General features: G+C 62.9%; 19 protein-coding genes. 14 read left to right on the plus strand and 5 right to left on the minus strand.

Features of this window, described 5'->3' with window-relative positions:
* Positions 1-40: 40 nt before the first annotated feature.
* From AWB68_RS11355 to AWB68_RS11380, 6 genes are all read left to right on the plus strand, one after another.
* On the plus strand, positions 41-421 hold the full coding sequence (locus AWB68_RS11355) for a VOC family protein (protein WP_087644442.1): 381 nt from the start codon (positions 41-43) through the stop codon (positions 419-421).
* A gap of 135 nt (positions 422-556) precedes the next feature.
* Positions 557-1,078, plus strand: coding sequence for a tripartite tricarboxylate transporter TctB family protein (locus AWB68_RS11360; protein WP_087644443.1), 522 nt, complete (start codon positions 557-559; stop codon positions 1,076-1,078).
* Positions 1,079-1,090: 12 nt separating this feature from the next.
* Positions 1,091-2,635, plus strand: a complete 1,545-nt coding sequence (locus AWB68_RS11365) for a tripartite tricarboxylate transporter permease (RefSeq protein ID WP_087644444.1) — start codon at positions 1,091-1,093, stop codon at positions 2,633-2,635.
* 72 nt (positions 2,636-2,707) lie between these two features.
* Positions 2,708-3,268, plus strand: coding sequence for a chromate transporter (locus AWB68_RS11370; protein ID WP_087644445.1), 561 nt, complete (start codon positions 2,708-2,710; stop codon positions 3,266-3,268).
* Between the two features lies 1 nt (position 3,269).
* The gene (locus AWB68_RS11375; RefSeq protein WP_087644446.1) at positions 3,270-3,806 is read left to right on the plus strand and encodes a chromate transporter; all 537 of its coding nucleotides are present in this window, start codon (positions 3,270-3,272) and stop codon (positions 3,804-3,806) included.
* A 362-nt stretch (positions 3,807-4,168) separates the two neighbouring features.
* A complete protein-coding gene (locus tag AWB68_RS11380) occupies positions 4,169-5,716 on the plus strand; it encodes an alpha/beta fold hydrolase (RefSeq protein ID WP_160109998.1) in 1,548 nt (515 codons plus the stop codon).
* Between the two features lie 73 nt (positions 5,717-5,789).
* Here the strand turns inward: AWB68_RS11380 and AWB68_RS11385 are convergent, their stop codons facing one another.
* A complete protein-coding gene (locus tag AWB68_RS11385) occupies positions 5,790-6,536 on the minus strand; it encodes an SDR family oxidoreductase (RefSeq protein ID WP_087644448.1) in 747 nt (248 codons plus the stop codon).
* Positions 6,537-6,568: 32 nt separating this feature from the next.
* Positions 6,569-6,973 carry a nuclear transport factor 2 family protein gene (locus tag AWB68_RS11390; RefSeq protein WP_087644449.1) on the minus strand — a complete coding sequence of 135 codons (405 nt, stop codon included), beginning with the start codon at positions 6,971-6,973 and terminating at the stop codon, positions 6,569-6,571.
* Between the two features lie 161 nt (positions 6,974-7,134).
* On the opposite strand from AWB68_RS11390, the gene AWB68_RS11395 reads away from it, so the two are divergent.
* Positions 7,135-7,767 (plus strand): TetR/AcrR family transcriptional regulator, encoded by a 633-nt coding sequence (locus tag AWB68_RS11395; protein ID WP_087644450.1) that lies wholly within the window; start codon positions 7,135-7,137, stop codon positions 7,765-7,767.
* A 9-nt stretch (positions 7,768-7,776) separates the two neighbouring features.
* Here the strand turns inward: AWB68_RS11395 and AWB68_RS11400 are convergent, their stop codons facing one another.
* Positions 7,777-8,946: an MFS transporter gene (locus AWB68_RS11400; protein ID WP_087644451.1), complete on the minus strand. Its 1,170-nt coding sequence runs from the start codon at positions 8,944-8,946 to the stop codon at positions 7,777-7,779.
* A gap of 234 nt (positions 8,947-9,180) precedes the next feature.
* On the opposite strand from AWB68_RS11400, the gene AWB68_RS11405 reads away from it, so the two are divergent.
* The 5 genes from AWB68_RS11405 to AWB68_RS11425 all read left to right on the plus strand — a co-directional run bounded on the left by AWB68_RS11405 (position 9,181) and on the right by AWB68_RS11425 (position 14,065).
* Positions 9,181-10,080: a LysR family transcriptional regulator gene (locus tag AWB68_RS11405; protein ID WP_087644452.1), complete on the plus strand. Its 900-nt coding sequence runs from the start codon at positions 9,181-9,183 to the stop codon at positions 10,078-10,080.
* Between the two features lie 120 nt (positions 10,081-10,200).
* Complete coding sequence (locus tag AWB68_RS11410; protein ID WP_087644453.1) at positions 10,201-10,875, plus strand: histidine phosphatase family protein; 675 nt, start codon at positions 10,201-10,203, stop codon at positions 10,873-10,875.
* A gap of 52 nt (positions 10,876-10,927) precedes the next feature.
* Positions 10,928-11,944 (plus strand): phosphotransferase, encoded by a 1,017-nt coding sequence (locus AWB68_RS11415; protein ID WP_087644454.1) that lies wholly within the window; start codon positions 10,928-10,930, stop codon positions 11,942-11,944.
* Between the two features lie 43 nt (positions 11,945-11,987).
* Positions 11,988-12,752 carry an SDR family oxidoreductase gene (locus AWB68_RS11420; protein WP_087644502.1) on the plus strand — a complete coding sequence of 255 codons (765 nt, stop codon included), beginning with the start codon at positions 11,988-11,990 and terminating at the stop codon, positions 12,750-12,752.
* 68 nt (positions 12,753-12,820) lie between these two features.
* On the plus strand, positions 12,821-14,065 hold the full coding sequence (locus AWB68_RS11425; protein WP_087644455.1) for an acyl-CoA dehydrogenase family protein: 1,245 nt from the start codon (positions 12,821-12,823) through the stop codon (positions 14,063-14,065).
* Positions 14,066-14,152: 87 nt separating this feature from the next.
* Here AWB68_RS11425 and AWB68_RS11430 read toward each other — a convergent pair whose 3' ends face one another.
* Entirely contained in the window at positions 14,153-14,842 is a 690-nt protein-coding gene (locus tag AWB68_RS11430; protein WP_087644456.1) for a TetR/AcrR family transcriptional regulator, read from the minus strand.
* Between the two features lie 63 nt (positions 14,843-14,905).
* Here AWB68_RS11430 and AWB68_RS11435 point away from each other — a divergent pair, with 63 nt between their 5' ends.
* On the plus strand, positions 14,906-17,035 hold the full coding sequence (locus AWB68_RS11435) for an alpha/beta hydrolase fold domain-containing protein (protein WP_087644457.1): 2,130 nt from the start codon (positions 14,906-14,908) through the stop codon (positions 17,033-17,035).
* A gap of 267 nt (positions 17,036-17,302) precedes the next feature.
* Positions 17,303-18,175, plus strand: coding sequence for a hypothetical protein (locus AWB68_RS11440; RefSeq protein ID WP_087644458.1), 873 nt, complete (start codon positions 17,303-17,305; stop codon positions 18,173-18,175).
* 41 nt (positions 18,176-18,216) lie between these two features.
* Here AWB68_RS11440 and AWB68_RS11445 read toward each other — a convergent pair whose 3' ends face one another.
* Positions 18,217-18,951: an ABC transporter substrate-binding protein gene (locus tag AWB68_RS11445; RefSeq protein WP_087644459.1), complete on the minus strand. Its 735-nt coding sequence runs from the start codon at positions 18,949-18,951 to the stop codon at positions 18,217-18,219.
* Positions 18,952-18,959: the final 8 nt, after the last annotated feature.

Here is an 18,959-nt window from a genome sequence, read left to right on the forward strand (position 1 = left end):
CAATTTTCCAACCCGCAGCACCTACGACATGGAGAATCATATGTCACGCATCGTTCACCTCGCAGTCAAGGTCGATGACCTCGAAGAGGCCACCCGCTTCTACACCGAGGTGTTCGGCTTCACAGAAGTGAAGACCGGGCGTAATCGCCAGCACATCTCGCGGCACATGACCGACGGCCATATCGACTTCACGCTGATGAAGTACGACAGCGAAGACGCACACGAGGCGCAACTCGCCGGCGCCGGTCCCCGCCTGCATCACTGGGGCGTCACGGTCGACGATCAGGATGCCGCTGCCGAGCGGATCAAGCAGTACGGCGGCGAGATTCTGTCGGCGGAGGGCGAGGGCGCGCTCAAGTTCCGCGCCCCGGACGGCACGATTGCCGAAGTGGTGAAGCCTGGCCGCTATAACGAAAAGTAAAGCGCCGGAATCAAGGCGCCAGGCGGCATTCTCAGGACGCGAGGCGAGCGAGAACAATGGCAGCCTCGCGGGCTATCCGAACCGGCAGCCGCCACCTTGTTCAGGCGGTCAAGCCGGGCTCGAACTGGAGGAGACATGAAAAGCATCAAGGGCGATGTGTGGCTCGCATTCTGCGTGATCACGCTGGCCGCCGTGTATCTGTACATGGACATGCGTTTGCCGGAGGTCAGGCTCAGCGACCCGCTCGGCCCCAAGGCGTTTCCGGCGCTCGTCGGCGTGGGACTGATCGCGTCGGCGCTGATCCTGCTGCTGGAAGGACGCAGCAAGAGCCGCTCTCACGCGGGTGACGTGGCGCCCGCGAAGCCGGCGATGGAACTCGCGGACAAGCCACCTGACGTGCCGCCGGCACCTGCATCAAAGGTCCACCCGGCTATTCTTTTGGCGATGGTCGCATGGACTGCGCTCTATTTCGTCAGTTTCGAACGTGCCGGCTATCTGGTGGCGACTTCGGTTTTCCTCTTCGGCCTGCTCGCCTACTTCAACCGCAAACGCCTCAAGACGAATCTCGCGATCGCACTGGGTGTCACGGTCGTTTTCGATCTGCTGTTCTCCCAGCTTCTCGGCGTTCCGATGCCGACGGGCTTCCTCCCCTTCTGAGGCGCTCGCATCATGGACAGTCTTCACGGCATTCTTCACGGACTCGCGATAGCCGCGACGCCGGCGCATCTCTTGTACACCCTGATCGGCGTATTCATCGGCACGCTGATCAGCCATCTGCCAGGCATCGGACCGTCGGCCGGCATTGCGCTGCTGATCCCGGTCACGTTCGGCATGGACCCGACATCCGCGCTGATGATGCTCACCGGCATCTACTACGGCTGCATGTATGGCGGCGCGGTCACGGCCATTCTGCTCAATACGCCGGGCGACGCCGCAGCGGTCATGACCGTGCTCGACGGCTATCCACTCGCAAGAAAAGGCAGGGCGGCCGCGACGCTCGCGATTGCGGCGGTCAGTTCGTTCATCGCGGGCATGATGGGCGTGACGGCGCTTACGTTCGTCGCCGCGCCGCTCGCCGCCGTCGCGCTGCACTTTGGTCCGACCGAATATTTCGCGCTGATCTGCTTTGCGCTCTCGACCGTAGGCGCGCTGACCGGCAATTCGCTCGCGAAAGGCATGATGGCCGTGTTCCTCGGCCTCGGTCTCGCGACGGTCGGCATCGACCTGCAAAGCGGCGTACCGCGCTTTACGCTCGGACTCACGCAGTTGCAGGATCGTGTGAACTTCCTGGTCGTCGTGGTGGGGCTCTTCGCGATCTCGGAGGTGAGCCGGATGGTCGAGGGGACGCTCGGCGGAACGCTGCATACGGTGCGCGTCGAAGGCAAGCTGTGGTTCACGCGTCAGGAATGGCGCCGTGCACGTCCGGCGATCTTTCGCGGCTCGGTAGTGGGCTTCCTTTGCGGCGCTGCGCCGGGTCTTGGCGGAACGCTTGCCGCGATGCTTTCGTACGTCCTCGAGAAAAAGATTTCGAAGCATCCGGAGGAGTTCGGCCACGGAGCGATCGAAGGTGTCGCGGCGCCGGAAGCAGCGACCAACGCGGACTCGTGCGGCGCGTTCGTGCACTTGCTCGCCCTCGGCGTGCCCGGTTCCGGCGCGACCGCGGTGATCATGGGCGCGTTCATCATGTACGGCATGCAGCCGGGCCCGATGCTCTTTCATACGCAGCCCGATCTCGTATGGGGACTGATTGCGAGCATGTATATCGGCAACATCATGCTGCTGGTGCTGAACCTGCCGCTCGTCGGGATTCTTTCGCGCATCCTGTATGTGCCGCCCGGCGTGTTGCTGTGCGTGATTCTCGTGATTGCATCGGCGGGGGTTTATTCGTTCAATACCGATGTGTTCGACCTGTTCCTCGCGCTCTTCTTTGGCATGGTGGGTTACGCGTTCCGCAAGTTCGACATTCCGAAGGCGCCGCTGCTGTTCGGTCTCATCCTGGGACATACGCTCGAGCAGTCGTTCCGTCAGGCACTGACGATTTCGAGCGGCGATCCGACGGCGTTCGTGCGCAGTCCCATCGCGGCGGGCCTGCTCGGCTGCGCGGCGATCAGCGTGAGCGCTTCGATCTGGAGCCGCCACAAGCAGTCGACCAAGCTGCTTAAGCAAGCGAAGGCGCAGATCGCGGAACATCAACTGGCGAACGAGCATCACTGAGCTGCGTCATTCATAGGAGGGCCGTGTCTGCCGCAGCCGCGGCCTCGATCAGAAAAGCCAGGATGAGCCGATATGCAAACGGTGGTGGAGCGTAAAGCAGGCGATGTGTCCTTGTTGCAGATCCTGCTGCTGTTCGCGCGTATCGGGCTGACGAGCTTCGGCGGCGGGCTCTCCGCATGGATCTATCGGGAAGTGGTCACGCAAAGGGGATGGCTCAAGGAAGACGAATTCCTTGGCGCGCTGACGCTCGGGCAAATCCTGCCAGGGTCAAACGTGGTCAACCTCTCCATCTACGTAGGCTATCGAATGAGGGGGCCGCTCGGCAGCACGATCGCCGTCTGTGCGCTCCTCGTGCCGCCGATGGTCGTGATCGTGATGCTCGCGACCGTGTTCCATCAGTTCGCTCAGGTTGCGTGGCTGCATCGCTTCCTCGAGGGTGTCGCTGCGGCGGCGATTGGAATGACCGCGTCGGTGGGCTTTCGCACTGCGCGCTCGATGCTTGCCGCGCAACGCTGGCCGCTCGTGTTGATCGTCGGGGTGTTCCTCGCGATTGGCGTGATGCGCTGGCCGCTGGTGCCGGTCGCGCTCGTCGCCGGGGCGGCTGGTTTGTTCATTGCATCGCGGAGCCGCTAGCGTGCGCGACAATATCTACCTGCAACTGCTCGCCGTATTTGCGCCGCTCTCGCTGCTTTCGCTCGGCGGCGGACAAAGTATCGTCGCCGATATCAACCAGCAGGCAGTGGCCATTCACGGCTGGGTGACACAGGCCGAGTTCGTCGATCTGTTCGCCATCTCGCGCGCGGCTCCCGGCCCCGGCGCGCTGCTGACCACGCTGATCGGCTGGAAGACGTCGGGCTTCCTTGGCGCGGTGGTCGCGTCCCTGGCGCTTTTCGTGCCGTCTTCGGTGCTCGCCTATGGCGCGACGATCGCCTGGACCCGGCACAACCAGCACCCCTGGCACCTAACGGCGGAGCGTGGCCTCGCTCCCGTGGCGACCGGCCTCATTCTCGCGAGCGCGTTTTCGGTGCTGCGGTCTTCGTCCTCCACGTGGATGATTTGGGGCCTCGCGGCCATCGCTCTGGTGATCTTTCTCGTGCGCCCGAAATTGAACCCGCTCATCGTGCTGTTTGCCGCCGGACTGCTGAACGCGGCGATGGGCCCGGCCTTCTGACTGGCGCGTTTGCGCCGCCTTCGCGGAATGCTTCGATACTTATGCACGCGGTGCCAGCGGTTGCCTCGTGCAAAGAAAGAGATCCCGCCCCGAGTAAGGGCAGGGCTAATGAGCCGCTAAGAAATCAAGCTCGATAGAAGCGCAAAAACATCAAACGGTGTAACCACAACCGTCCATTCCTCAGTAGAGAACCACAATGCATAAGCGCTCGCATGTCCAACACAATGTCGTGTAGTATCGCCGCAGTGTGAATGCTGGCCACTGCTGGAATATCGCCTCTTTACCGTCCAGCAGCCTCAGCATCAACGCCCAATCTGGCGGCGCGGTTCGCAACAATACGAACTCCATATGGGAGAGCGAGCGTGATCGGACCTGCGAAGCATTGCGTGTTTGTTGCGGCCGTGTGCCTGGTGGCGGTGTTCCTGGTGGCCGCATGCTCGGGGAGCGGTTCGAACGGCGGCCCCACTCGTGCGGCGTCCTACCAGACCGTACCGTGTCCCCAACCGAATATCGCGGGCTTTCCCGAACTCGACTTCCCGTCAGGTGTGCAGTGTGGCTACCTGACGGTGCTCGAGAATCGGGCCAAGCCCGACGGGCGCCATATCCGTATCTTCGTGATGCGCGCGCCCGCTGTCTCGGCGACGCCCAAGCGCGAGCCAGTCGTCTATCTCTCGGGTGGCCCCGGCGGCGCCGGGTCGTTCGAGGTGGCGTTCATGGTCCAGCACGGACTTAACGCCGACCGCGAAGTCATCTTCGTCGACCAGCGCGGCACGCACCGCGCCGATCCCCTCCTGGCCTGTCCCGGCTGGGAGCAGTTCATCTTCGACGCGGTCAGCCTTCCCTTCGCGGCAGACTCCAGCACCACCACAGACACCGAGGTGGTCAAGGCGTGCCGCGACCAGTTGGCCTCCACCGGCATTGACCTCGCGGCGTACAACACCACGGAGAACGCCGCCGACATCGCCGAGCTGCGCGTGGCATTGGGGATCGACAGCTGGAACGTCTACGGCGTCTCCTATGGATCGAGGCTGGCGTTGACCGTACTGCGAGATCACCCGCAGGGCATCCGAAGCGTGGTCCTCGATTCGGTTTCGCCGCCCACGGTCAACATCGTCGAGACGTGGTGGTCGGCTCCGGCCAGTTCGTTCAAGGCGATCTTCGCGGCGTGTGCGGCTCAGGCCGCCTGTGCCAAGGCTTACCCGAACCTGGAATCGGACTTCACGGCCACGGTGAACCGTCTTGACAAGACGCCGGCGATCACCCAGGTCAAGGACGAGTCCGGCGCTTTGGTGACGGTCAACGTCGACGGGTTCTCTTTCGCCTATACGATGATCATGGCGAGCGAGCGCGGCGATGCATCCGGCGTTCCCAAGATGATCGCCGACACGGCGCGCGGCGATTCCAGCGCGGTCGCGGCCAACTATCTCGCGTTGCGAGGCCCGCATGAGTTCATCGGACTGGGCGGCACCGGTCTCGCCCTCGACGTGTTCTGCGCGGAGAGCGCCAATCTCACCACCGAGGTGGCCACGCTGGCGAAGGCAAAGGCGGCGCTCCCCGGGTTCCCGGACCGCGTGCTGAAGGTGCAGCCCAAACAGGGACGACTCTTCACCGAGTGCCCGGTCTGGAACGTCGGAAAGGCGGACGCGGCGGTGAGCGCGCGAACGGTGAGCGACGTGCCGGTGCTGATCCTCGAAGGCACCTTCGATGCCGCGACGGCGCCCGAGTGGGTCGACGTGATCACGCCGGACCTCAAGAACGCGCAAGTCGTGCCGTTTCCGTTCACGGGTCACTCGGTCCTCGGCAAGTCGACGTGCGCGCCCTCGATCATGGCCGCCTTCCTCGACAACCCGACGAAGCCAGTCGATCCGACCTGCGCCGGAAAGATCACGCTGACATTCACGACGGGTTGAGTTGCACGCAAGGGTGGCGCTATCCGGCGTTCGAGTTCGATGATGACCCGAACGCCGGGACACGCATGCCGCTTCAACCGATCGTCACCGTGTCGTTGAACTCGTTGACCCACGCGTGCTCGCCAGGTCCCGGATTGGCGCGCATGCTCACGGCCGGACCCACCAGGATTTCGTTGGCGTCCGTACCCAGTTGCTCGATCGCGCCCGCGATGAATTCTTCGAGCGGCATCGCGCGCTCTTCCTCGCTGCTGTTCATCAACTCGGTTCGGACCCAGGGCGGCGCGATCTCAACGAACGAGACCTTGCTGTCGCGAAGCAGATAGCGTTGGGAGAGCGTGTAGGAATGCAGTGCTGCCTTGGTCGCGCTGTACACCGCCGCGATCGCCATGGGCACGAAGCCAAGCACCGAAGTCACGTTCGCCACGACGGCGCCGTCCCGAGTCTTCAGGTGCTCGATCAATGCCGATGTCATGCGGATTGGCCCGAGCAGATTCGTCTCGACTGTCGCGCGCAGCAATTCGTCGTCGACCGGGCCGTGAGCGCCATCGGGCAACATGATGCCGGCGTTGTTGATCAGCACGTTCAGAGCCGGATACTCGGCAATCAGCTTCGCGGCGACGGCTTTGATATCGGCTGGGTCGGTAATGTCGAGCGAGACTGCCCGCATGCCGGGATTCGCATCGATGGTTGCTTGCAGGCGCTCCGCGCGTCGGCCCGAAATGATGACCTGGTTGCCGAGCTTGTGAAGCGCTTCAGCGAGACCGCGCCCGATACCCGAGCCGCCTCCGGTGATAAAGACCGTGTTACCTGTGAGTTTCATGATTGCCTTCAGATGGAAAGTGTCGGTTGGAGTCAGCGCGGAAAGCGTGTTCCGAACATGGGCAGGCCGCTTTTCGATTCGGCTTCGGTAGCCTCGTCCTGCAGCACGTCCCAGTGCTCGACGAGCACGCCGTCCTCGATGCGCAGGATGTCGGCGGCGATCCACGCGGCGGGGCGCCCGTGGCCTGAAAAGCGACCATGAATGATCACGTAGTCGCCATCCGCGACGATCACGCCGGGCTCGTGTCGCAAGGTCGAAGGCAGGGCCTTGATCAGGTTGAACAGACCGTCGCGTCCCGGTTCGATATGCGCGCTGTGCTGGATATAGCCGGGCGACCAGAAGCGTTCGGCGGCGGCGTAGTCGCGCTGGTTGAAGAGCGTGTCGAAAGCTTCGAGCACGAGCGCTTTGTTGGCTGATTCAGTGGTGTCGGTGGTCATGATGGTTCTCCTGCGAGGTGAGTGGCGTGACGGATTCACCGAAACACAATGGTGATTGACATTGAGTTTGGCGGCTTCGCGCGAAAATGTCAATGTCGATCACCATTGTTTTTTTCGAAGGCCGCTATAATTGAATCGACAACGGCGTGGAGCATCGAACGATGGGAGTCTCAAAACAGAAGGCAGTGGAGAACCGGAAGGCCATCATTGCGGCTTCGGAGAAGTTGTTCCGTGAGCATGGAATCGACGGCGTCGGGCTGAGCGCGCTGATGAAGGCCGCGGGCTTTACCCAGGGCGGGTTCTACAACCACTTCGAATCGAAGGAGGCGCTGGCCGCTGAAGTCGTGGCGACGGCGATGGGCAAGGCCAACGGCGACCTGAAGGAAATGATTGCCGCGCCGATCGAGCCGGATGCAAACCGTCTGACGCGACAGGTGGACTTCTACCTGTCCGGCGCGCATTGCAGCGACATCGAGCAGGGTTGCGCGGTGGCCGGGCTTACGGCGGACGTCCGCCGGCTAGGCCACGAGGCGCAGTTGCACTTCGCAAGCGGGCTCCAGACGATGTTCGAGACATTGGCGGCGCTCGTCGCGGAACAACGCGCGCAGACCGGAGACGCGGAGGATGAAGCGCGGCGCGAGGCCATCGCGTTCTATAGCCAGATGGTCGGCGCGCTCATCCTGTCGCGGGCGGTGGCCAGCGCCGATCCCCGGCTCGGAGAGGAAATCCTGGACGCGAACCGTCAGTCGCTGCTCACGAATTTCGCGCAGGATGCGGGACAGGGCGAGCGCTGAAGCGTTTCGTCATGCCTTCGACAGCGCATCTACGCCGTGCCTGTCCCGCACGATCGCGAGCATGAGCGCCGTCACTCCGCACAAGCCGATGAGCGCCAGCAACATGCCTTTGCCCATATGAACCAGCACCCAGCCGCCGAGCGCCGGAAAGCCAAACACGCCGATGAAATATGAAGTGACGAACCACGTCAGCGCGGCGTGCCGGTGCATTGCATCGGAATCGTTGACTGCCTGAGCCTCGATGACCGGATAGACGAGCCCGTACCCGGTGCCGAGCAACACCGCGGCGGCCGAATGGAACATCGGGCCATACGGCATCGCGTACATCGCCGCAATGCCGAGCACCATGAGCACCAGCAGCACTTTTGTAGCCACTTCGCGACGCACCTTGATCACGAATTGTCCGAGCAGCCATCGCGTTACCACGACCGTCACGGTGTAGACGCTGAAGAACGTGCCCGCTTGCGCGCGAGTCCCTTGCATCATCGACATCTGGAACGTCATCAAGCCCGAGAACACGCAGGCGCCCAACGCGATCATGACAATCGGATAGGCGGCGCGCGTACGGAAGATCGCGCTGCTGTCGCGCAGCCATCGTTCCCGCACCGGCGCGGCGTGCGTGCGCGGCGTGACCCGGCCGAAGATCTCCAGCATGAGCGCCGCGATCACGCACAGTCCGCCGATCGCGTAGAGCACGCCGCCGACCGTCCAGTGCCAATAGCGAATGGTGAGCGCCGCGAGCGCCGGGCCGCCGCTCATGCCTGTCATCTGGAACGTGCCGAGCCGAAGAAACCAGCGGCCGCGATCCGCGTCGCTCGTGCGCTCGGCCAGCGACATCGGCGCGGCCAGATAGAATGCGCCCCAGCCGAAGCCCATCAGGAACCCGGGCACCAGGTTGAACGGGCTCAGGCGCTCGATGAAGGCGAAACCTGCGACACCCAGGCCGACGCATAGCGCCGAGAGCGCGGTCATGCGCGCGGCGCCGACGCGCTGAGCGAACCAGCCGACGAGCGGCACGCCGACAAAGGTGCCGACCATGGCTCCTGCGAGCGCTTCTCCCGTGTCGAGATCGTTGCCGCCGAGAGTCCGGAAGTGCATCGAAAAGAGAAAGCTCGCGCCATAGCCGCACGCCGTGAGCAAGGTACCGACAAGCACGAAAAGAGCGTTGAACGGGCGCATGACGGAGGTCCGGGTCATCGGTAAAGGCGGGCGCATGGGCGAGTGGATGCCTTCGCTTCTCATGATCGCATGACGGTCGAGGGCGCGCAGTGCGAGGCGCGTTCAACGGCCAGCGAATGGTGAGCGGAAGCGCGGAACCGAAGGACAAGCCTCCCGTGGATCGACTCGCCGAGGTTGCTCCGCGATACCACGCCGATCAAAATACAGTTCGAGCGGCCTCGGGGAATTTAAAAAATGCGTCTGTCAAAGGTTGACCTGAATCTCTTCGTTGTCTTCGAAGCCGTCTATCGAACGCGAAACCTGACGCGCGCAGCGGAGATGCTGTTCATCACTCAGCCTGCTGTCAGCAATGCGTTGGCGCGGATGCGCAAGGCATTCGACGACCCGCTTTTTGTCAGCACGCCGGCGGGCATGATTCCGACGCCCGCTTCGGAAAACATCATCGGCCGGGTTCGCGAGGCCCTGCAACTGCTCGACTCGAGTACTCATGTCGGGGGACGCTTCGACCCCGCCACGTCGGAGCGTACGTTCCGGCTCAGCATGACCGACCTGACGGAGGCGCTCCTTCTGCCCGCGCTGGAGGAAGTGCTGCAGCGCCTCGCGCCCGGCATCCGGATCGAAAGCTACTTCACGACGCGCAAAGAGGTTCCCGAAGCGCTGGCCAGCAGTGCGGTCAATCTGGCGATCGACGCCCCGCTGCTCGACGACCCCTACCTCGAGCAGGAGCCGCTGGGCCGCGACCGGTATGCGTGCATGCTGCGACACGACCATCCGTTTGCCCGGAAGAAACTGACGTTCGACGACTACCTCGGGTTCGGTCATATCCACGTATCCAGTCGGCGCCAGGGACCGGGTCTCGTCGATGCGGAGCTGAACCGGCTGGGCCTCAGGCGATCGATTCAGACGCGGGTCCAGCACTATCTGGTCGCGCCGTTGATCGCGATGCGAACCGATCTCGTCCTTACGGCGCCGCTCGTGCTGCTTCAGCGCTATGACGCGCGGATTCTGGAACTGCCGTTCGATCTTCCGGATCTGGAGTCGCATTGCTACTGGCATCGGAGCGTGACCGGCGACCCGGCTCATCGCTGGCTGCGTGAGCAGATCGGCCGGCTCATGCGGGAAATGAGCCAGTAGCCTGAGTCTGTAAGTGGAAGCGCCTGGTGTCACGAAAATTTATCGCTGGGTATCACAACAATAAATTTCCTGAATGACGCAGCGCTGGGTATTCTCTAGCCATGTTGAAGCGAGGATGACATGGCAGAACTCTATCTGGTACGGCATGGGCAGGCGTCGTTCGGCGCCGAGAACTATGACGCGCTATCACCTTCAGGTCGTACCCAATCGCTCTGGCTCGGCGAGTACTTCGCCCAGGCGAGATTGCGGTTCGATCGCGTCGTCATCGGAACGATGGAGCGGCATCGGCAAACGGCCGAGGGCATTCTCGCCGGAATGGGTGGCCCGCAAGTCGAGATCGCAGAAGACGCGGGCTTGAATGAATACGACTTCCAGGCGTTGTTTGCAGCCCTCGGTGAAGCGGGCTTGCCGCTGGGTTTGTCGGCCGCCAGTTCAAAGCGGGACTTTTATAAAGCGCTCCGGGAAGTGCTGCAACTTTGGGCCGACGACCGCTTGCCCGGCCGTGTTCCAGAGACGTGGAATCAATTCCAGACGCGGGTCCAGCGTGCGCGCGTCGATATCCAGCGGTCCGGCGGCAGGCGCGTTCTGGTGGTGAGTTCAGGTGGTCCGATCGCGGTAACTGCCCAACAGGTTCTGCAGGCGCCAGCCGCAACCGCGATTGCACTCAACATGCAGATTCGCAACAGCAGCGTTTGCCAATACCTCTTCAAGGACGGCGCAATGTCGCTGGTCAGCTTCAATTCGGTGCCTCATCTCGAACGTGCCGACAGGCATGAATGTGTCACCTACGCCTGATCTCAATCGGGATTTCCTCTATATGAACCGCCCAAACGCTGCGTGAGGCACCATGAATACCAGCCTTCAATTCGACATCGACGATCTGACTCGCTACTTGACGGCGCACGTGCCCGGATTTCAAGGTCCGTTGTCCGTCGAGAAATTTCCCGGCGGACAATCCAATCCGACGTTTCTCTTGAAAGCGCAAAGCGGTAGCTACGTGCTGAGGCGTCAACCGCCCGGCGCATTGCTCAAGTCCGCCCATGCCGTTGATCGCGAGTTTCGCGTGCTGTCGGCGCTCGGGCGGACACCGGTCCCGGTCGCCCGTGCGTATCACCTTTGCGAGGACCGCGCCGTCATCGGCAGCCTGTTCTACGTGATGAGCTACGAAGACGGGCGCATCTTCTGGAATCCGGCGTTGCCCGAAGTGCCTGTCGAGGAACGCGCTTCCATCTACGACGCATCGCTCCGCACGATGGCGGCTCTCCACGACGTGGATATCGACGAAGCCGGCTTGTCGGACTACGGTCGCCCGGGCAACTATTTCGCGCGCCAGATCGACGTATGGACCAAGCAATATCGCGCCGCGCAGACCGAACCACTGGAGGCGATGGAGTCGCTGATCGAGTGGCTGCCTGCGCACTGCCCGACGGAAGCCGGAAAGCCTTCGCTCGTGCATGGGGACTTCCGTATCGACAACCTCATATTCACGCGCGATGCGCCGCAGGTTCGTGCCGTGCTCGACTGGGAGCTATCCACGCTCGGCAATCCGCTGGCTGACATCGCGTACTTCTGCATGTGTTTGCGGCTTCCACCCAGCGGTCATATCGCCGGACTCGAAGGCCTGGATCGAGAGGCGCTGGGCGTGCCGGACGAAGCGTCGATTGTCGAGCGGTATTGCGAACTGCGGGGAATTTCGTCGATCGAGAACTGGAACTTCTACCTGGCGTTCAGCTTCTTCCGGCTCGCGGCGATCGCACAGGGCGTAAAGAAGCGGGCGTTGAGCGGTAACGCATCGAATGAAAAGGCGCGACAGGTGGGGGAGATGGCCGGGGTGCTTGCGAAGATGGGCATCGACCTGACCTGAAGGCACGCAGGAAAATCGAAACATGGACATGGAGAGACTGATAGTGACGACTAATTTGTTCGACCTGGAAGGGAAGATTGCTCTGGTGACAGGCGCGAGCCGGGGCATCGGTGAAGAGATCGCCAAACTGCTCGCGGAGCAGGGTGCTCATGTGATCGTGTCGAGCCGCAAACAGGAAGATTGCGAATCCGTGGCGCGCGAGATCAAGGAAGCGGGCGGGAGCGCTGAAACGCTGCCGTGCCATGTCGGGCGTATCGAGGATATCGTCAAGACCTTCGAGCATATTCGTGCAAGGCATGGTCGCCTGGACATCCTTGTCAACAACGCGGCGGCCAATCCGTATTTTGGCCACATTCTCGACACCGATCTGGCGTCGTTCGAAAAGACGGTGGAAGTCAACCTGCGCGGTTACTTCTTCATGTCCGTGGAAGCGGGCAAGCTGATGCGGGAGCACGGCGGTGGTGCGATCGTCAACACGGCTTCGGTCAACGCATTGCAGCCCGGCGACAAGCAGGGCATCTACTCGATCACCAAAGCCGCCGTTGTCAACATGACGCGGGCATTCGCGAAGGAGTGCGGGCCGCTGGGGATTCGAGTGAATGCGCTGCTCCCCGGATTGACCAAAACCCGCTTCGCGGGGGCACTGTTCGACGATCCGGCCACCTACGAGAACTGGATGTCGCGCATTCCGCTGCGGCGTCACGCGGAACCTCGCGAGATGGCGGGCACCGTGCTTTACCTGGTGTCCGACGCTGCGAGCTATACGAATGGAGAGTGCATCGTCGTCGACGGTGGACTGACGATCTAGTCGAGTGGTCGAAACGCGCGGTTGGCCGACGCGCCGACCACATCAATCAGCATACTGGAAGAGTAAAAATGGATTTTGCATATAGCCCGAAAGTCGAAGCGCTGCGCACGCAGGTGCGAGCATTCATGGACGCACACATCGTTCCGCGCATCCGGCAATGGCACGACGAAGTGAGTGCGGGTCAATATCCGGTTTCCTTCATGGAGACTTTGAAGCAAAAGGCGCGAGACGAGGGTCTGTGGAACCTGTTCCTCCCGCATCTGCGCGATGACGAGCCCGGCACTCCCCTGACCAATCTCGAATACGCGCCGCTGGCTGAAATCATGGGTCGGGTGGCGTGGGCATCGGAGGTATTCAACTGCAATGCGCCGGACACGGGCAATATGGAACTGCTCCATATGTTTGCGACGCCTGCTCAGCGCGAGCAGTGGCTCAAGCCCCTTCTAGACGGCAAGATCCGCTCGGCGTTCGCGATGACGGAGCCGGCTGTCGCCTCCTCGGACGCGACCAATATCACGACGTCGATTCGTCGCGACGGAGACGACTACGTCATCGACGGCCGGAAGTGGTTCATCACGAATGCGGCGCATCCGAATTGCAAGATCTTCATCGTGATGGGCAAGACCGATCCCAACGCGCCGAGCCACCTTCAGCAGAGCATGGTCCTCGTGCCCCGTGATACGCCCGGCATCAAGGTGATCCGCAATATCACGGTGGTCAATCACGTGGCGCCGGAAGGACACTGCGAGATCGAATTCAACGGCGTGCGCGTGCCGCGGACGAATCTCCTCGGCGAAGAGGGCAGCGGCTTCGCGCTCGCGCAGGCGCGCCTTGGGCCGGGACGGATTCACCACTGCATGCGTTCGATCGGCGCCGCGGAACTGGCGCTCGAACTGATGGTGGAGCGGTCCCAGGCGCGCACGGCATTCGGAAAGCGGCTGCATGAGCATGGGTCAATCGCCGAATGGATTGCTAAGTCCAGAATCGAAATCGACCAGGCGCGACTGTTTGTTCTCAAGGCGGCGTGGATGATCGACAACGTGGGTGCGAAGGAGGCGCGCAAGGAGATCTCGATGATCAAGGCGCTCGTGCCGAATGTTCACACGGCCGTTTGCGAGCGGGCGATCCAGGTGTTCGGCGCGATGGGGCTGAGCCCCGATACGCCGCTGGCCGATAGCTGGACCTGGGGCCGTGCGCTGCGGTTCGCCGATGGCCCGGACGAGGTTCACTTGCAGAGCATTGCGCGAATGGAAATCAAGGCGCAGCGCTTTGAGCCGGGGAAGGACAATCCCTATCTGATGGCGCACGCGTAAGACACGTTTGTCGCGTGTATCTGCGGATGGCGCAGCCGACGTTTCCGGTAGAACGGGACGTCGGCAAGCGCCACGCATGCGATGCAGCTAGCACTTGCCGTCCAATCCACTCAACTGTGACCGCGTTTCCTCCGACGGCTCTGCAGTGAGTATGCTTTCGAACGTGTCCATCAAGCTGGACACGGCGAATTGCGGGGACCAGAGCCCTCCCGAATCGCCGTTGTCCCGACTGGCTTCCCACGCAGCCAGCGCGGCATTGCCATAAATGCCGACGAGCGAGAGCCTGTGATCCACTATCTCCGGTGGAATAGGGGAAAGCAGGTCTCGGAGCTTCGCGTTGCAACGCTGATATCCCAGATTCCACTTGTTTTCCAGCGCCTCTCGCAAGAACGCGCGGCTGTTCAACTGCAAGTTGGCGATCATGCGGATGTACGTCGCCTGACCCGTGCGATCCGCCAGATCGAGCATCGGATAGAGGAGCGCGCCCAATACCGCTCGCACGTCCATCTCCCCCTCTGCCTCCAGCATGTCGAGCCGCGCCTGACGGTCGTCGTCTATCAGGCGCGCGCCGTCGACTACCAGCTCACGTGCCAGTTCAAGCTTGTTTCCGAAGTAGTAGCGCAGCGAGGCGCTGTTCCGTTGCCCCGCAGCGGAGATGATGTCCTGTACAGACACGCCGTCCAGTCCGCGCAGCGCGAACAGGCGCTGGGCTTCTTCTTTTAAGCGAATTCGTGTCTCCGCCCCGTCCGAGCGAAGGGTTTTCCCTGACGTCGTCATTACTTTACCGTGTCGAATTAACTAACTACAATGCAATAACTAACCCAGTTGGAGAAACTTAACATGAGAGTTGTGATTGTCGGAGGTGGCATTGGTGGGCTGACGACTGCTCTGGCGCTGCTGCGCCACGGCATCGAGCCGATTGTACTGGAGCGTGCCCCGCAGTTGACGGAGGTCGGAGCGGGCGTCCAGATCGCTGCAAACGGCACGATCGTGCTGCGGGAATTGGGACTTGAACCGGCGCTGGCCCGGATGGCGACGGTGCCGGAACGCTTTGACTACCTGGAGTTGTCGACGGGGCGTCTGCTGTACGTCGCGCCGCTCGGCAAGGAGGCGGAAGCACGTTACGGCGCGCTGCTCTACAACGTCCACCGCGCCGATCTGATCGACTTGCTCGCGCAGGCCCTGCCGCCCGGTGTCATCCGCCTGGGCGCGCAATGCGCGTCGATTTCCCAGGACGACGAGGGCGCCTGCGTCACGCTGCAAAATGGCGAGGTGATTCGTGGCGACGCCGTGATCGGCGCGGATGGCATCCACTCTGCCGTTCGCACGGCCCTCCGTGGACCCGAGGAGAAGCAGTTCGCCAACATTCTGATGTGGCGCTCGCTGATCCCTGCCGACCGGCTCACGGGCCTGAAGTTGCCCGTAGCAGGGAACAACTGGTTCGGCGTGGGCAGGAATATCGTCTCGTACTGGGTGCGCCCGGATCTCTACAGCATCCTTGCGTCGGTGCCGGCAACCGAAGTAAGCCGCGAGTCGTGGACGCAGTCGGGGGACGTCGCGCAACTGCGGCGCTCGTTCGCGGGTTCCGAGCCGACTGTCCAGAAGATGCTGGAAGCCGTGGACTCCACGTTCATCACGGGGATGTACCACCGGGACCCGATCGAGCACTGGAGCACCGGCCGGATCGCCCTGCTCGGCGACGCCGCGCATGCGATGGTGCCCTACCTGGCGCAAGGCGCCTGCCAAGCGATCGAAGACGCGTGGGTCCTCGCCACCTGTCTCGAGAAACACGGACGGGCCGGCGTGCCGGACGCGCTGCTGGAATACGAACGGCGCCGGCAGCCGCGTACGACGCGGATCCAGGCGGGCGCGCGATTTGTCGTCGACTGGGCGCACGAACCGGACGAGGCGCGCGTACGCCAGCGTAACGGACGACTCAAGGGACTCTCGCGTATCGATCCGCTCGCAGAGGCTTCGTGGTCGTTCGCCTGGGGGCACGACATTCTCGAGGCCGCCAAGCTGCCGCCCGGCGAGGTCGTAGGCTTGAGCGCGGCACGCGAAGGAAAGCGGATGGAACGCCCCGAGAGCCAGCGCGCTTTCGATCTCTGGAAGGGCGTGTTCAAGCCGGACGACATCGCTCGCGGCGACCGGGGGCAGCGTGCGGCCTACGAGCGCTTCCTTTTGGAGCAGTTCCCCGCGCCGGCAGGCACCGACGTGACGGACGTCGATCTCTACGGGGTGAGCTCGTTGCGCGTGATTGCAGCGGGAGCAGGGCAAAAGGCGACCGTGTTGCACTTCCACGGCGGCGGTTATGTGCTGGGTTCGGCGAAAAGCTCGGTTGAATACGCCAGCCGTCTTTCGCGCGCACTGAACGGTCCGTGCTACACGGTCGACTACCGCCTCGCGCCCGAACATCCGTACCCGGCGGCATTCGACGACGCATTCAGCGCCTATCGCGGATTGCTCGCTTCGGGCGTCGATCCGTCGACCGTGTTCCTGAGCGGCGAATCGTCGGGGGGCGGTCTTGCCCTGGCGCTTGCTGCTGCGCTGCGCCGCGCGGGGTTGCCATTGCCGGCTGGCGTCATTGCAATCTGTCCGCTCACCGACCTCACGCTTGGCGGCCCTTCCGTCATCGCGAATTCGGGCGACGACCCGGCCGCGAATCGCGAGACGCTTTCCAACCTCGTCGCGTCGTACTTCCAGGGCCACGAGCCGACCGATCCGATGGTGTCGCCGCTCTTCGCGGACCTCGCGGACTTGCCGCCGGTATTCCTTTCGGCCGTCAAGGGCGAGGTGCTGGAAAGCGACACGACTCGCTTTGCAGAGCGCGCAACGGCAGCCGGGGCGAACGTAACGTTGAGGATGGTGGCCGATTCGGTTCACGTCTTTACGCTCTTCCCGTTCTTGCCGGAAACCGCCGGGACGCTCGAAGAAATCGGCCAGTGGAGCCGGCGCTTGCTTCGGGAGTAGCGGGACGCATCCGCCTGGTGCATGGCGCCAGGTGGATGCAACAGGGCTCCAACGCGCCCTCAGCGGTGGCCGGGATGAAAGCACAGCATCCTGAATATCCCTCTGCTTCAGGTGCGAGCAAGGCGCACTCATGCAGCGCTGCCGGTTTCGAACAGGCGATACGCGAACTCGTCAACTCGGAATTTCCGGGTGGAGCGATGCGGCTGCGCTGCCTTATATTATTGGACCGGTAGCTATAATCGATCCCACCTCCTGAGTGTGTTCGCCATGCAACTCGACATTTTCGCCGACAGCCACGACGTCATGCTTCGCAACGATGTGCTCGATGCGCTGCATCGCCGTTGTGCGGTCGATGCGCGGCTTGCCTGGCAACGATTGGTAGCCGAATATCCCGACGACGACAGCCGGGCGGCCCTCGCCATGCTGATCGATGAACTCGATCTTGTCGGGGCATCGCCCTTCGTCGATCACGGGGCGTTGGAAACGGCCCGCCGCCGGCTGGAAGAACAGGTCGAACCAGCGGCGCGACAATCCTTCGGCGATGCGGCGGGCCGCACGTGGATCGCGTCCTGTTGGCGAACGCTCGCGCAGCGCGCGGCCGCCCTGCCGTATCGGGCCGATGCCAGCAGCAATCATGCAGCGCCGCTCTGGCTTCGGGCAGGTGACTGGGCTGCCGGCCGGGAAGCTATCGAGCGGATCGAGTCGTGGCGCCGCATTCCGGCGCCGCTCGGCTGGATGGCGGAAGTGCGATATCGCGCGGAGGGGCTGGAGGCGGCGTGGCCGCTGCTCGCGGAACTCGCCTGGGTGTCGCCTGCTCGATTCGCGCGATTGTTGGCGCACCTCGCCGACGGGCCGCTTGACGCGCTGCATCGGAAATTCGACGCGAATTTCGACGGCGCCGGCGATGACACCGACCTCGCCTGGTTTCCGGCATGGGTGCTGACCGAGAAGGCGAGTCTGGCGACGCTGCTGCGCACCGCGCAGTCCTCGCTGCAGACGGCGCCGGAGCGAGGCATGCGCTTGCTGCTGCAGATACTGAGCCTGGAGCGCGAAGGGCGCCAGCACGAACTGGTCGAGCCGCGCAAGACGCTGCGCGATCTGCACGCGGGACTGTACGCAGCGTATATGAAAGCGCGATGAACCGGCGCAACGCACGAGCCCCGTAGGTCAAGCGTATCCGGTCATGCCGCCGGCGCAACCGAAGCGCCCGCAATGCCATGTCTTGCCAGAGACGCCGCGACAAACCCCGACGCCTTCACGTCCTCGACGAACTGGCGGAGAACGTCCGCGGCGGCGTCGCCACGACTTTTCGGGATTCCCATCGCCTGCTGAATCACCATGAAGCGCTGATCGAGCAGCCGAAGCCCAGGTGTCTTCGAGGCGTCCGCTTCCAGTTGCTGTTTGACGCCGGCGGCCACCTCCAATCCTTGCTCGATGAACGTCTGGACCACCGTCGGCGACGACGGTGCGCGAACGATGTGCGCGTGCTTGAGCTCGCGCGAAAGGAAGAGGTCGTAGGCACTGCCTTTGCCCACGACGACCCGATTGCTCTCGGCGTCGACCTCGACATTGGTGTGGATCGCTGATTCGCTTCGAACCAGGTAGAAGCCTTCAATCAAGACATAGGGTGCGGTGAATGCAATGCTCGCGCCCCGCAACGGGTCTACGGCAAAGAAGCCGATGTCCGCGCGTTCCTCGCTGACCGCTTCGACGGATTTCCCCGCAGTGTCGAAAACGACCAACTCGATGTCGATCGCCAAACGCTTTGCGAACTCCCGCGCGAGGTCGATGGAAACGCCGAAAGGCTCGCCGGTCGCGGAATCCTTGTTGGCGAGGATCGGGTTGCCGAGATTGAGCGAGGCGCGCAGCTTTCCCGAAGGCGCAAACGCGGCAGCAATGGAAGGATCGATATTCATCGGGTTCT

The organism is Caballeronia choica (assembly GCF_001544535.1).
GTDB classification, from domain to species: domain Bacteria; phylum Pseudomonadota; class Gammaproteobacteria; order Burkholderiales; family Burkholderiaceae; genus Caballeronia; species Caballeronia choica.

Excerpts from the sequence above, each read along its gene's own strand:
- AWB68_RS11360 (WP_087644443.1), top strand. The coding sequence starts at position 557 with ATGAAAAGCATCAAGGGCGATGTGTGGCTCGCATTCTGCGTGATCACG.
- AWB68_RS11390 (WP_087644449.1), bottom strand. The coding sequence starts at position 6,973 with ATGACCACCGACACCACTGAATCAGCCAACAAAGCGCTCGTGCTCGAA.
- AWB68_RS11400 (WP_087644451.1), bottom strand. The coding sequence starts at position 8,946 with ATGCGCCCGTTCAACGCTCTTTTCGTGCTTGTCGGTACCTTGCTCACG.
- AWB68_RS11440 (WP_087644458.1), top strand. The coding sequence starts at position 17,303 with ATGCAACTCGACATTTTCGCCGACAGCCACGACGTCATGCTTCGCAAC.
- AWB68_RS11435 (WP_087644457.1), top strand. The coding sequence starts at position 14,906 with ATGAGAGTTGTGATTGTCGGAGGTGGCATTGGTGGGCTGACGACTGCT.
- AWB68_RS11405 (WP_087644452.1), top strand. The coding sequence starts at position 9,181 with ATGCGTCTGTCAAAGGTTGACCTGAATCTCTTCGTTGTCTTCGAAGCC.
- AWB68_RS11365 (WP_087644444.1), top strand. The coding sequence starts at position 1,091 with ATGGACAGTCTTCACGGCATTCTTCACGGACTCGCGATAGCCGCGACG.
- AWB68_RS11445 (WP_087644459.1), bottom strand. The coding sequence starts at position 18,951 with ATGAATATCGATCCTTCCATTGCTGCCGCGTTTGCGCCTTCGGGAAAG.
- AWB68_RS11425 (WP_087644455.1), top strand. The coding sequence starts at position 12,821 with ATGGATTTTGCATATAGCCCGAAAGTCGAAGCGCTGCGCACGCAGGTG.
- AWB68_RS11355 (WP_087644442.1), top strand. The coding sequence starts at position 41 with ATGTCACGCATCGTTCACCTCGCAGTCAAGGTCGATGACCTCGAAGAG.
- AWB68_RS11430 (WP_087644456.1), bottom strand. The coding sequence starts at position 14,842 with ATGACGACGTCAGGGAAAACCCTTCGCTCGGACGGGGCGGAGACACGA.
- AWB68_RS11415 (WP_087644454.1), top strand. The coding sequence starts at position 10,928 with ATGAATACCAGCCTTCAATTCGACATCGACGATCTGACTCGCTACTTG.
- AWB68_RS11385 (WP_087644448.1), bottom strand. The coding sequence starts at position 6,536 with ATGAAACTCACAGGTAACACGGTCTTTATCACCGGAGGCGGCTCGGGT.
- AWB68_RS11370 (WP_087644445.1), top strand. The coding sequence starts at position 2,708 with ATGCAAACGGTGGTGGAGCGTAAAGCAGGCGATGTGTCCTTGTTGCAG.
- AWB68_RS11410 (WP_087644453.1), top strand. The coding sequence starts at position 10,201 with ATGGCAGAACTCTATCTGGTACGGCATGGGCAGGCGTCGTTCGGCGCC.
- AWB68_RS11395 (WP_087644450.1), top strand. The coding sequence starts at position 7,135 with ATGGGAGTCTCAAAACAGAAGGCAGTGGAGAACCGGAAGGCCATCATT.